13 protein-coding genes are annotated in these 12,895 nt (G+C 28.1%); 12 read left to right on the top strand and 1 reads right to left on the bottom strand.

Features of this window, described 5'->3' with window-relative positions; translation table 11 throughout:
• The first annotated feature begins 2 nt into the window (after positions 1–2).
• The 11 genes from CRU94_RS01860 (at position 3) to CRU94_RS01810 (ending at position 11,351) form a co-directional block, all read left to right on the top strand.
• Complete coding sequence (locus tag CRU94_RS01860; RefSeq protein WP_129105126.1) at positions 3–872, top strand: 1-aminocyclopropane-1-carboxylate deaminase; 870 nt, start codon at positions 3–5, stop codon at positions 870–872.
• A 15-nt stretch (positions 873–887) separates the two neighbouring features.
• The gene (locus CRU94_RS01855; protein WP_129105125.1) at positions 888–1,400 is read left to right on the top strand and encodes a shikimate kinase; all 513 of its coding nucleotides are present in this window, start codon (positions 888–890) and stop codon (positions 1,398–1,400) included.
• Complete coding sequence (gene hisD, locus CRU94_RS01850; RefSeq protein WP_129105124.1) at positions 1,397–2,692, top strand: histidinol dehydrogenase; 1,296 nt, start codon at positions 1,397–1,399, stop codon at positions 2,690–2,692. The genes CRU94_RS01855 and hisD overlap by 4 nt, the downstream gene beginning before the upstream one ends.
• Complete coding sequence (locus CRU94_RS01845) at positions 2,692–2,994, top strand: DUF2018 family protein (RefSeq protein ID WP_129105123.1); 303 nt, start codon at positions 2,692–2,694, stop codon at positions 2,992–2,994. Before hisD ends, CRU94_RS01845 begins: the two co-directional genes overlap by 1 nt.
• Positions 2,995–3,894, top strand: a complete 900-nt coding sequence (locus tag CRU94_RS01840) for a polyprenyl synthetase family protein (protein WP_129105122.1) — start codon at positions 2,995–2,997, stop codon at positions 3,892–3,894.
• Between the two features lies 1 nt (position 3,895).
• Complete coding sequence (gene hemA, locus CRU94_RS01835) at positions 3,896–5,188, top strand: glutamyl-tRNA reductase (RefSeq protein ID WP_129105121.1); 1,293 nt, start codon at positions 3,896–3,898, stop codon at positions 5,186–5,188.
• Between the two features lie 18 nt (positions 5,189–5,206).
• Entirely contained in the window at positions 5,207–6,919 is a 1,713-nt protein-coding gene (locus tag CRU94_RS01830) for a proline--tRNA ligase (RefSeq protein ID WP_129105120.1), read from the top strand.
• A gap of 9 nt (positions 6,920–6,928) precedes the next feature.
• Positions 6,929–7,792, top strand: coding sequence for a mechanosensitive ion channel family protein (locus tag CRU94_RS01825; RefSeq protein WP_129105119.1), 864 nt, complete (start codon positions 6,929–6,931; stop codon positions 7,790–7,792).
• On the top strand, positions 7,767–8,981 hold the full coding sequence (locus tag CRU94_RS01820) for a CCA tRNA nucleotidyltransferase (protein ID WP_129105118.1): 1,215 nt from the start codon (positions 7,767–7,769) through the stop codon (positions 8,979–8,981). The genes CRU94_RS01825 and CRU94_RS01820 overlap by 26 nt, the downstream gene beginning before the upstream one ends.
• Positions 8,982–9,121: 140 nt before the next feature.
• Entirely contained in the window at positions 9,122–9,562 is a 441-nt protein-coding gene (locus CRU94_RS01815; RefSeq protein ID WP_129105117.1) for a DUF3015 family protein, read from the top strand.
• Positions 9,537–11,351, top strand: coding sequence for an Lnb N-terminal periplasmic domain-containing protein (locus tag CRU94_RS01810; RefSeq protein ID WP_258237351.1), 1,815 nt, complete (start codon positions 9,537–9,539; stop codon positions 11,349–11,351). Before CRU94_RS01815 ends, CRU94_RS01810 begins: the two co-directional genes overlap by 26 nt.
• Here CRU94_RS01810 and CRU94_RS01805 read toward each other — a convergent pair.
• Complete coding sequence (locus tag CRU94_RS01805; protein WP_129105116.1) at positions 11,348–12,592, bottom strand: apolipoprotein N-acyltransferase; 1,245 nt, start codon at positions 12,590–12,592, stop codon at positions 11,348–11,350. The genes CRU94_RS01810 and CRU94_RS01805 overlap by 4 nt on opposite strands.
• A gap of 28 nt (positions 12,593–12,620) precedes the next feature.
• On the opposite strand from CRU94_RS01805, the gene yajC reads away from it, so the two are divergent.
• Positions 12,621–12,887 carry a preprotein translocase subunit YajC gene (gene yajC, locus CRU94_RS01800; RefSeq protein ID WP_129105115.1) on the top strand — a complete coding sequence of 89 codons (267 nt, stop codon included), beginning with the start codon at positions 12,621–12,623 and terminating at the stop codon, positions 12,885–12,887.
• Positions 12,888–12,895 lie beyond the last annotated feature (8 nt).

The following is a 12,895-nucleotide window of genomic DNA, read 5'->3' as shown; positions in this document are numbered from 1 at the left end:
TTATGAACTATATAAACTCAGCAATAGATGAAATTATTTTAAACAATCAAAAATATTTTGTAAAAAGAGATGACAAGCTTGATTGTGATTTTAGTGGAAATAAGGCTAGAAAATTTTACTACTTTTTAAAAAATGATTTAAAAGGTATAGAAAAAATTATTTCTCATGGCTCAAATCAATCAAATGCAATGTACTCTTTATCTGTTTTATGCAAATTAAAAAATCTAAAATTTGATTATTATATATCGCATATTCCAGATTTTTTAAAAACAAATCCAAGTGGAAATTATAAAAAAGCTTTAGAAAATGGTATGAATTTAGTTATTGGTGAAGTTCCTACAACTTTTCAACAAAATGAGCTTTTTATACCTGAAGGAGGTGCCGTAAAAGAGGCAAAATATGGAATAGAGATTTTAGCAAATGAGATAAAATCTTGGGCAAAAGAGCAAAATATAGAGGGCAAAAAACTGAAAATATTTTTGCCAAGTGGTACTGGAACAACAGCTTTGTATTTGCAACACTATTTGCCATTTGAAGTTCTTACAAACTCATGTGTAGGCGATGATGACTATTTAAAAAAACAGTTTTTTGCTTTGGAAGATAATAATCATCCAACAATTTTAAAAAAAGATAAAAAATACCATTTTGGAAAATTATACAAAGAGCTATATTTAAAACATTTAGAGCTTTTAAAACAGACAAATATTGAGTTTGATCTGCTTTATGATAGTTTAGGTTGGATTGTTTTTGAAAATTATGTGAAGGGTTTTAAACAAAAAGATGATTATATTTTTTTATATATTCATCAAGGTGGTCTTATTGGAAATGAGACAATGCTAGAGCGTTATAGATATAAATTTACCAATATTTAGATATAATCTTCGACTATGAAAAAGAATAATATTATACTAATTGGATTTATGGGTGTTGGAAAAGGCACAGTTGCACGAGCCTTGGTTAAAGAGTCTTCAATGTACGCAATTGATACAGATGATTTAATAGAGAGTATGGAGAATAGAGCTATTAAAAAGATTTTTGCCATTGAAGGTGAAGCTTTTTTTAGAAACTTAGAAAAAAAGACTGCTTTGTGGCTTGAAAATAGTGTTGATAACACTATTATTTCAACTGGTGGTGGATTTTATAAACAAGAAAATCTTAAAAATATAGGAACTGTTATATACCTAAAATCATCATTTGAAGGAATTTTAAAACGAATTAAAAAAGCACCAAATGCAAAAAATAAGTTAAAAAAAAGACCACTTCTACAAGATAAAAAAGAGGCTTTAAAGCTTTATAATACAAGAGTTTTAGAGTATCAAAGAGTTGCTGATATTGTGGTTGATGTTGAAAATAGAGATTTAAAAGATATAGTAATAGATATTTTAGGACAGATAAAATGAAAATAATAAATACAAAAGATTCAAACTTTAATATTGAGTTTGAAAATATTTTACAAAGAGCAAAAAGTGATATAAAAGGTGTTTCAAAAATAGTTTCAAATATTATAGATGAGATTATTGAAGATGGAAATGAGGCTTTAAAAAGACATATTGAAAAATTTGATAAATGGAGCGTTAAGAGTGATGATGAGCTTTTAATTTCTCAAGAAGATATGAAAAAAGCTTATGATAATTTGCCTCAAGATTTAAAAAACTCTTTACACAAAGCTTATGATAGAATCAAATCATATCACGAAAAACAGCTTCCAAAATCGTGGATAGATTTTGAAGAGAATGGAACTATTTTAGGACAAAAAGTAACAGCTGTTGACAAAGCTGGACTTTATATTCCAGGTGGAAAAGCTGCATATCCAAGCTCTTTATTAATGAATGCAATTCCAGCTTTAGTTGCTGGTGTTAAAGAGATAGTTGTTTGTACACCAACTCCAAATAATGAGGTAAATGAACTACTTTTAGCAGCTTGTCACCTTTGTAATGTTTCAAAAGTTTACAAAGTAGGAGGAGCAAGTGCAATTGCCGCTATGGCTTATGGAACACAAACAATTCCTAAAGTAGATGTTATAACTGGTCCTGGAAATATATTTGTAGCAACTGCCAAAAAGCTTGTTTTTGGGGAAGTAAATATTGATATGATTGCAGGTCCTAGCGAGATTGGAATATTAGCAGATGAGAGTGCAAAAGCAAACTATATTGCAATAGATCTATTATCTCAAGCAGAACACGATGAGATGGCAAGTTCGATTTTAATAACTACTTGTGAAGATTTGGCGAAGAGTACAAGCAAAGAGGTGGATAATTTTTTAGCAAATTTAAGCAGATATGAGATTGCTAAAAAATCAATAGATGAACGAGGTGTTATAATTGTTGCTTCAAATATGGAAGAAGCAGTTGAACTTATGAATAAGATAGCACCTGAGCACTTAGAAGTTATGACAAAAAATCCATTTGAACTACTTGCTTATATAAAACACGCTGGAGCAATTTTCTTAGGTGAAAATACTCCTGAGCCAATTGGAGATTATATAGCAGGACCAAATCACACTTTGCCAACAGGTGGAACAGCAAGATTTTATAGTCCTTTAAATGTAGAGAATTTTCTTAAAAAAAGTTCAATTATTAGTTTCTCAAAAAATGCTATAAATGATTTAGGTGAACCTTGTGCGCTTTTGGCAGATACAGAGGGTTTAACAGCTCACGCAAAAAGTGTTAGAGTGCGATTGGAAAACAAATAATGAGTAAATTTAAAGATTGGTTTACTGAAGATGAAGATGATATATTCTTTGGTAGCCCAAAATCAAAATTTTTTGATATTTTAGAGCAGACTCACAGAGATTTAGTTGAAGATGAGATAGATAAAGTTTTTGAAAAACTTGCTATTTTAGAGTTAATTGTAAGCAAAGATAAAGATGAAGATTTTGATATAAACTCATATATAAATGAGTTTAAATTAGAGAATCACTCAGAAATTAACTCTGCTAAAAAAGGGCTTTATATGGAAGTTTCTGGAGATATTATTAGTAGATTGGATAGTTAAATGGAAGTTTTAGAAGAAGTAAAAAATCAGATAAAGGCGTTTTTAGAAGTTTGCTCTTACCCAAAGGCTTTGGATTTATTAGAAAAATTGGCAACTGGAAAGATGTTAAGAAGTAAACTTATACTCAAAATCGCTGGAGTTAATAGTGAAACTATAAAGCTTTGTGCAGTTGTAGAGATGATTCATGCAGCATCACTTTTACATGATGATGTGATAGATGAAGCAGATACAAGAAGAGGAAAGCCATCTATTAATGCTTTATATGATAATAAAACTTCAATTATGTTTGGAGATATTTTATACTCAAGAGCCTTTACAGAACTATCTCAAATGGATAAAAAAGTTGCATACTATGTTTCAAATGCGGTAACGGAACTAAGTATTGGAGAGATGATGGATGTTGATTTAACAGACTCATTTAACAGTTCATACGATAAATACTTAACAATGATTTATAAAAAAACAGCCTCTTTAATAGAAGCTAGTGCTAGAAGTGCAGCAATAATAGCTGGTCTTGATAGTGAAAAATATGCATCTTATGGTAAAAATCTTGGACTTGCTTTTCAAATGATTGATGATATTTTAGATATCACACAAGATAGCCAAACACTTGGAAAACCAGCAATGCTTGATTTTGTAGAAGGAAAAGTGACTATTCCATATCTATATTTATATGAAAGAGTTGAAGATAAAGATTATTTGAAATCTTTATATAAAAAATCTTTAAATGAAGATGAGCTAAATTGGATAAAAACTCAAATGCAAAATACAAATGCTTTAAATGATGCAATAAAAGAGGCAAAACAGACTGGGCTTTTAGCTATTTCATCTATAAAAGATGAAAAAAATAGCGAAGAGTTAATAAATATTATGAAAGCTATGATAGAAAGAGATTTTTAATATGAGTTATTTAGTAATTAGTTTTTCACATAAAAATTTGGATATTAAACAAAGAGAGAAACTAGCATTTAATAGTGATGAAGAGAAAGATAGATTTATAAAAAAACTTTTGGATTTTGAATCTACAAAAGAGTTAGTTTTACTTTCAACTTGTAATAGAGTTGAGATTATTTCAAAAAGTTCAAATGTAAAACAAAGTAGTAAAAATATAATTGAAAACTTATCAGACTATTCAAAATTAAATTACGAATTTTTATATGATAGAGCTGATATTTACGATAATGATGTTGCAGTTCACCATCTGTTTTCTGTTGCATCTGCACTTGATTCACTAGTTATTGGTGAGACTCAAATTGTAGGACAGTTAAAAGATGCTTTTAGATTTTCACAAGCTAGAAACTATTGTGATCAAGGTATTTCAAGAGTTATGCACTATGCTTTTAAGTGTGCAGCGCAGGTGCGAACTGCTACAAGCTTAGGGACAGGTTCTGTTTCTGTTGCTTCAACTGCTGTTGCAAAAGCAAAAGAGCTAATTGGCGATACAAAAGGTGTAAAAGCACTTGTAATTGGTGCTGGAACTATGAGTGAATTGGCTGTAAAACATCTTTTAACTTCAGGATTTAGTGTTACAATAGTTAGTAGAGATATTAAAAAAGCTAAAAATCTAGCTTCAACTTTTGAAGAGAATATAGAAGTAGAGCCTTACTCTAAACTTGAGGAACTTCTTGAGATTATGCCAGTTATGATAACAGCAACAAGTGCTCCATATCCAATAATTACTCAAGATAACACTCCAAGCTCAAGTGTAAGCAGATATTGGTTTGATATTGCAGTTCCAAGGGATATTGATGAGGATATAGCAATGTTTGATTTAGAAATTTATAGTGTTGATGATTTACAAGAGATTGTAAATTCAAATATGACTCAAAGATCAGCTCAAGCAAAAGAGGCTTATACGATTGTGGGTCAATCAACTTTAGAGTTTTTTGATTGGTTAAAGAGTTTAGATTTAGAGCCACTAATTAAAGATTTGTATCTAAAAGGTGAAAAAATAATTGATAAAAAACTTCAAAATGCTATAAAAAAAGGTTATGTACCAAAAGATTATGAAGATAATATTAGAAAACTTTGTCAAACAGTTATAACTGAATATCTACACAATCCAGCAAAACAACTTAAAACTATATCAAGAACAAAGCATTGTGATTTAGTTGTAAGTTCGGTTCAAAATATGTTTTCTCAAAATGTACAAGAGATAGATTATAAATGTGAACACTTAAATAAAAATATATAAATTATAGGAAAAAATTAGATGAAATTTAGCAAACTTTTTATACCAACAACAAAAGAGACTCCAAGTGATGCAACACTACCATCTCATCAATATTTAATCAAAGGTGGTTTTATATCTCAAAATGGTTCTGGAATTTATGATTTTATGCCATTAGGAAAAATTGTTTTAGAGAAGATTAAAAAAATTGTAAAAGATGAGATGGATGAAGCAGGAGCTTTAGAGGTTCAATTTGGATTTGTAACACCTTTAACACTTTGGGAAGAGTCAGGAAGAGATCTTACTATGGGAAGTGAGATGTTAAGATTTAAAGATAGAAAAGGTGGAAGTTTTGTTTTAAGCCCTACAAATGAAGAGTCAGTTGTAAATATGGTAAAAAATAGAGTTACTTCATACAAAGATTTACCACTTCATCTATATCAAATAAATACAAAATTTAGAGATGAAGCACGACCTAGATTTGGACTTATGAGAGGTAGAGAGTTTTTGATGAAAGATGGTTACTCTTTCCACTCAAATGAAGAGGATTTAGTAAGAGAGTTTAATCTTATGGAAGAAACTTACAAAAAAATATATACAAAATTAGGTCTTGATTTTAGAGTTGTAGAGGCTGATAGTGGAGCTATTGGTGGAAGTGGAAGTAAAGAGTTTCATGTTCTTGCAAATAGTGGAGAGGATACAATTGTTATTTGTGACTCTTGCTCTTATGCTGCAAATATTGAAGCTGCAAAAAGAGAAGTAAAAAAATATGATTTTAAAGCAGAAAAGCTAGAAAAAGTAGAAAAAGTAGAGACTCCAAACTGCACAACAATAGAAGATATTGCAAACTTTTTAAATGTAAGCAAAGAGCAAACTATAAAAGCAGTTATAAAAAAAGCAATTTTTAAAGAAAAAGCTAAAATTGTAGTATTTTTTGTGCGAGGAAGTGATGAGCTTGAAGAGACAAAAGCACAAAATAGCATAGATGCTTTGGAGCTTATTGATGCTGTTGAAGATGAGATAAAAGAGAGTGGTTTAGTTGCTGGATATTGTGGAATAGTTGATTTACCAAAAGATACAATTTTTGTTGTTGATAGTGAATTAAAAGATTCAAAAGCTATGGTTTGTGGAGCAAATGAAGCTAGATATCATATGGTAAATGTTGATTTAAGTGCAATTGAAAATATAAAATATGCTGATTTAATAACTGTTCAAGAGGGTGATACTTGCTCTTGTTGTGGTGGAAAATTGTCTTATACAAAAGGAATTGAAGCAGGGCATATTTTCCAACTTGGAACAAAATATTCACAAGCTATGAATGCAAACTTTTTAGATGAGAATGGAAAAGCAAAACCATTTATTATGGGGTGTTATGGAATAGGAGTTTCAAGATTAGTTGCTGCTGTTATTGAACAAAACCACGATGACAAAGGTTGTATCTGGACAAAAGAGACAGCTCCTTTTATGGTAGATATTATTGTTTCAAACTCAAAAAATGAAGATGAAGCAAAAGTTGGTGAAGATATTTATCAAGGCTTAAAAAAATTAGGAATTGAGACTATTTTAGATGATAGAGTAAATGCTAGATTTGGATTTAAAATGGGTGATTTTGAGCTTTTAGGTTTTCCATATGCTATAATAATTGGAAAAAAATTAAGTGAAGGTTTAGTTGAATTGGTAGATAGAAGAACTTTAGAAAAAGTTGATGTAAAAGTCACAGAAGTTGTTGCAAAAATTTTAGAAATTACAAAATAGGAGTTTTTTATGGATATATCAAATATAGAAAATAGTGTTGAGGTTTTAAAAAATGATTTTTCATCTTTTATTCCTCAAAATATTTTAGATACTCTTTTAGAGTATTCGTGGTCTATTTTTTTAGCACTTTTAATATTTTTTGTTGGAAAGTGGATTGTAAATAGAGTTGTTAAAGTTTTAGGTAAGTTATTGAGAAAAATTGATGGAATGGATGAGATTTTAGTTAAATTTTTAGAAAATATTGCTTATTATGCTCTGATTACAGCTGTTATTCTTGCATCTTTAAATAAACTTGGAATCACTACAACATCATTTTTAGCAATACTTGGAGCTGCTGGTTTGGCTGTTGGTTTAGCACTAAAAGACTCTTTAGGAAATTTTGCTTCTGGTGTTATGATTATAATATTTAAACCATTTAGAGTTGGAGATTTTGTTACAGCTGGTGGAGTAACTGGAATTGTTAGTGAAGTTGGTATTTTTAACTCAGTTTTTGTAACAGGAGATAATCAAAGAATTGTTGTGCCAAATAGCTCAATTACAAGTAGCTCAATTACAAATGTAAATGCCTTTGACACAAGAAGAGTTGATTTAGTTGTAGGTATATCTTATGATGATGATATTAAAAAAGCAAAAGATTTATTAACAAATCTGCTTACATCACATAAGAAGATATTAGTTGATAAAGGTATCACAGTTGCTGTTTCGGAACTTGCTGATTCATCTGTAAATTTTGTTGTTAGAGCTTGGGTTAATACACCTGATTATTGGGAAGTTAGATTTTTCTTAATAGAAAATATTAAATTGGTATTTGATAAAGAGGGAATTACTATTCCATATCCACAACAAGATGTTCATCACTATCAAAAAGATTAAAATACCAAAAGTATTAGAGAATATTTTTAAAGATTTAAAATCAACACAAGCCAAACCTATTGTTGTGGGTGGCTGTGTTAGAGATAGTTTTTTAAATAAAGAGATTAAAGATTATGATATTGAAGTTTACAATATAGACTCAATAGATAGTTTAAAAAGTATTATCTCAAAATATAAAGAGCCAAAAGTAGTTGGAAAATCATTTGGAGTTTTGAAATTAAGTCTAAATAACTTAGATTTTGATTTTTCACTTCCTAGAACTGAGGTTAAAAGTGGCTTTAAACATACAGATTTTATAGTATCTTTAGACTCAAATTTAAGCTACAAAGAGGCTAGTAGAAGAAGAGATTTTACTATTAACTCTATTGGTTATGACTATTTTGAAAATAGATTTTTGGATCCATTTGGTGGAATAAAAGATTTAAAAAAAAAAGAGATAAAACATATAGATGATACAACTTTTATAGAAGATAGTTTAAGAGTTTATAGAGCTATTGGCTTTGCTTCAAGATTCAATTTCAAAATATCAAAAAAAACAAAAAAACTTTGTAAAAAAATAGTAGAAAATAAAGAGCTAGAGCATCTGCCAAAACAGAGAGTCTTTGATGAGTTTAAAAAGATTTTTCTAAAATCAAAAAAACCAAGTGTTGCTTTAAAACTCTTTGATGAGTTTAAAATATTTTTTATCTCTTTTAAATCCTCTTATAAAGCTATTGATAAATTGGCAAAATATTTAAACAAAAAGAGTTTTGATGAGTTTAGAAAAATATATCTATTTTTTGCACTTATTTTAAAAAATCAAAAAGAAAATGATATTTTAAATTTTTTGCAAAATATTACAGATGATAAAAATCTAATTAAAAATATTCTAACTCTTTGCAAAAATAGAACAAAACTAGATGAAAAAGAGTTAAAAAAGCTATCTTTGGTTTTAAAGTTACAAGATTTGATTTTGCTTGAAAAGAGTTTAGAGAAAAAAGATATTAAAAAAATAGAAAAACTATCTAAAAAACTAGATATTTTTGATAAACCTCTAAAAATATTTGTACAAGGAAAAGATTTAATATCTTTGGGATTTAAAGAATCAAAAGAGTTTAAAGAGATTTTAGACTTTGCTTTAAAATTGCAAATAGAAAATAATATGAGTAAAGATGAGATAATTGAAAAGATATTCAATAAATATAATTAGCACTTTTAAAAGTGCTAGTTAAATAATTTTTTCATGTTTAATACTTTGATAATTTAAAATATTAAGATATAAAATAAAATTTATAAGAATGTATAAAGAAAAATTCTAATATGATTTAAGACTTTAAAAAAGGAGAAAATATGAAAAAAGTAGTTTTAGCGGCAGCTTCAGTTCTAATGGCAAGTTCATTATATGCAAACAATACAAATACGGGGTGTGGACTTGGTACAATAGTTATTAAAGACCAAAGCACAACAATTATGCAAGTTCTTGCAGTAACAACAAATGGAACTTCAGGAAACCAAACATTTGGTATTACAAGTGGTACATTAAATTGTAAACAACCAGCATCATTTGTATCAAATGATAAATTACACAGATTTATTAATGAAAATATGGATGAATTAGCAATGGATATTTCAGTTGGAAATGGTGAGACTTTAAATACTGTTGCAACTTTAATGAACATTGAAGATAGAGCAACTTTTGCTTCTAAATTACAAGCAAATTTCACTTCTATTTATGCAAATGAAAATGTAAGTTCAGCGGAAGTTATTGACAATATTGCAAAACTTATCTAATTTTTTAAAAAAAGCAACAAATATTTTTATATTTTGTTGCTTTTTTACTTTATCACTACAATCATCAGATCAAATTCAAGAGTATATTTTAGAAAATAGAGTTTTTGAAGATAACTACTTTAAAAAACTTCTACACTACAAAGGAAGTAGTAGCGAAATAGATTCAACTAACTTTTTTATATCAAAAAATGGAAAATATGATTTAAAAGAGGAGTTATTTGAGACTATAAATGCACTAAAAAGTGGCGAAAAAGATATTTTGTGTAGATTTCCATTAAGAGTATCTTGGTTGGAAAAAACTATTCCAAATTTAAAAGAGCAGATAAAATATTATGAGTGTAAAGAGTTAGATGAGTATAAAAAAGAGTTAGAGGCTAAACATATTACTTTGGTATTTCCAAGCTCTCATATAAACTCACCAGCATCTATGTATGGGCACACTTTTTTACAACTATCAAGCAAAAAAGATACACCACTTTTATCAAATGCCTTAAACTATGCAGCAAAAACGAATGAGAAAAATGGTTTAGTTTTTGCTTTTAAAGGTGTATTTGGTGGATATGAGGGTCAGTACTCTATTTTGCCATATTATGAGAAGTTAAAAACATATAACAATATTGAGCAAAGAGATGTTTGGGAGTATGATTTAAATTTTAATCAAGAGGAGATAGATGTTTTAGTTCTTCATGCATGGGAGCTAAAAGACTCATATGCAGACTATTTTTTCTTTAAAGAGAACTGCTCTTATGCTCTTTTGTGGCTTTTAGAAATAGCTAGACCATCTTTAGAGTTAACAGATAATTTTACCTTTAAAGCAATACCTCTTGATACTATTAAACTGGTTGAAAAAAATGGTTTAATAAGTGGTTCAAACTATAGATACTCAAATCTTAAAAAGATGAAATATATTTTAAATGAAAAGATAGAAAACAGAGATTTTATAGATGATTATATAAACAAAAATCTACCACTAAATGATAATTTATCTGCTGATGATAAAATCTCATATCTTGATTTTAAAATAGCCTATACACAATATTTAAGAAGCGAAAAGGGTACAAAAAAAGATGAGTATGTAAAAAACTATTTAAATATTTTAAAAGAAAGAAGCCAATACAATAAACCATCTTTTTTTGATGTGCAAACTCCAATAAATCCTCTAAAATCTCACGGCTCTGCAAGAGCTTCTTTATACTATGATACAAACGATAGCTTTAATTTTACAATTAAACCAGCCTATCATAATATTTACGATTTAGAAGATGGTTACTTGCAAGGTGCTTATATAGATTTTTTTGAGTTTAGTTTACAAAAGAAAAAAGATGAAGATGTAGAAGTTGATAAGATAACACTTTTAAAAATAGAGTCATTCTCTCCTAGAGATAAAATCTTTAAACCACTTACTTGGAGTATAGATACAGGATATGAGAAGTTTATAGATGATAAAGACTCTTTTAAAATAAATCCTAGTTTTGGTGCTACTTTTGAAGAAGAGTATGGATTTTTATATACACTTTTAGATACTAATGCATATTTTCTTTCAGGCAATCAAGACTACTCAATAGGTGCTAGAGTTGGAGCTGTTACAAACTACTTCAAAGATATAAAACTAGGAGTTGATTATAGATATGCAAAATATGATAAAGGTTTTGAGAATAAAAAACTTGAAGCATTTTCTACAATAAAACTTATAAAAGATCTATCTTTGAGCTTGAAGTATCAAAACAATGATTTAACATCAAAGCAAGATATTTTTAAATTTGGTTTGATGTTCTATTTTGTACCTTAATTAGGTTTTATAACCATATTCTTGCTTCCATTTGCTACATGATAAATTGTAACACCATATTTTTTTGCATAATACTTTAAAAGTAAAGCTTGAAGTGTTGGTTCAGGTGAAGGTGTAAACCAAGCATTATTTGAAATCATAATCATATTTTTAACACCATTTAGATTTTCAAAAATCTTTTTATTTGTTCCTTCATAACAAATAGCATTTCTAAACAAACTATCTTTTATTAAAAAATCAGTTGGTTTTTTGGCTTTTGAGTAATCACTAGCACCTCCATAAAACAAATTATTTATTAAATCAACAAAAAATTGAGGCAATGGAATCTCCTCTCCAAAAGGAACAAGCACAACTTTTTTTGCAACTTCAAATTGGTTTTTACTAAAAAAATATGAAGCGTTGAAATATCCAAACTCATCTTTATAGATAGATCCAGCAACAATATCAATTTTGTTTGATAAATTTAGTAATCTATCCATTAAAATATAGTTTTCATTTAAAACTAAAGTAAAAATAGTTTCAGGAAGAACTACTACATCATAGTTATTTTCTATTGCATAATCTATTTTTTCAAATATCTTTTTATTTATTTGTGCAAAATTCTCTTTTTGCCATCTTAAATCTTGGTTTATATTAAATTGGCTTAAATATATTTTTATATCACTATCTTCAACAATATGCTCTTTTTCAAAAATATTTAGTGCAAAAATCAAAGGTAAAATTGCAACTACTCTTAGGTTTTTTAAACTACTTTTTAAAACAATTAAACAAGCAGTTAAAATAAGTGCAAAAGCCAAATAAGAGCTTGAGAAGTAAGAGTTTATAAAAGCTAAATTTAGTTTTAACCAATCAAATCCAAAAGGTGCAAAAAATAGATACAAAAATATTAAAATAGCTTTTAAATATAAATTCTTAAATACTCCAAGAGCTAAAAATGATAATCCATATGATATAGCTAATCCAAAAATTATAACAGGAGCTAAATAGTTTAAATCATAGTATTGCAAACTAACAGCAAACCACCAAAACCAAAAGATTCCTACAAAAAATCCAGAAAAAAACATAACAGCTCTTGAAGCTTTTAGAAGTAAAAAAACTCCTAAAACAGCAAAAATAGAATCAACTATTTTAAGCTCAATATTAAAGTGTGCTAAATAGATAAAAGCACTTAAAAGTATTGAAATAATCAAGCTCTCTATTATAATCTTTTTGCTAAAATATTGGGTTTTTAAAAAAAACATATCTGACTCTTACTGAAAAGGAAATCGAATGCAAGGTGATTTATTAACATCATTACTACCTTTAGTTGCTCTATTTGCAATATTTTACTTCTTAATTATAAGACCACAACAAAAACAAGCTAAAGCTCATAAAGATATGATAGCAGGTCTTAAAAAAGGTGACAAGATTGTAACAAATGGTGGCTTAATGGTTGAGGTTGTAAAAGTTGAAGAGACATATTTTGTAGTAAAAAATAGTGATAACTCTGAGATGAAATTAGCAAAAGAGTTTGTAGCTAGACTTTTAGCTGAATAATTTAAGTT

Source organism: Arcobacter sp. AHV-9/2010 (assembly GCF_004116575.1).
In the GTDB taxonomy this organism is placed as follows: Bacteria; Campylobacterota; Campylobacteria; order Campylobacterales; family Arcobacteraceae; genus Aliarcobacter; species Aliarcobacter skirrowii.
Note: the sequence above shows the minus strand (reverse complement) of the source record. Positions and strands in the feature narration are given on the sequence as shown.

Coding starts and splice junctions, on each gene's coding strand:
- CRU94_RS01860 (WP_129105126.1), top strand. CDS start 3: ATGAACTATATAAACTCAGCAATAGATGAAATTATTTTAAACAATCAA.
- CRU94_RS01840 (WP_129105122.1), top strand. CDS start 2,995: ATGGAAGTTTTAGAAGAAGTAAAAAATCAGATAAAGGCGTTTTTAGAA.
- CRU94_RS01825 (WP_129105119.1), top strand. CDS start 6,929: ATGGATATATCAAATATAGAAAATAGTGTTGAGGTTTTAAAAAATGAT.
- CRU94_RS01830 (WP_129105120.1), top strand. CDS start 5,207: ATGAAATTTAGCAAACTTTTTATACCAACAACAAAAGAGACTCCAAGT.
- yajC (WP_129105115.1), top strand. CDS start 12,621: ATGCAAGGTGATTTATTAACATCATTACTACCTTTAGTTGCTCTATTT.
- CRU94_RS01805 (WP_129105116.1), bottom strand. CDS start 12,592: ATGTTTTTTTTAAAAACCCAATATTTTAGCAAAAAGATTATAATAGAG.
- hisD (WP_129105124.1), top strand. CDS start 1,397: ATGAAAATAATAAATACAAAAGATTCAAACTTTAATATTGAGTTTGAA.
- CRU94_RS01855 (WP_129105125.1), top strand. CDS start 888: ATGAAAAAGAATAATATTATACTAATTGGATTTATGGGTGTTGGAAAA.
- hemA (WP_129105121.1), top strand. CDS start 3,896: ATGAGTTATTTAGTAATTAGTTTTTCACATAAAAATTTGGATATTAAA.
- CRU94_RS01815 (WP_129105117.1), top strand. CDS start 9,122: ATGAAAAAAGTAGTTTTAGCGGCAGCTTCAGTTCTAATGGCAAGTTCA.
- CRU94_RS01820 (WP_129105118.1), top strand. CDS start 7,767: ATGTTCATCACTATCAAAAAGATTAAAATACCAAAAGTATTAGAGAAT.
- CRU94_RS01845 (WP_129105123.1), top strand. CDS start 2,692: ATGAGTAAATTTAAAGATTGGTTTACTGAAGATGAAGATGATATATTC.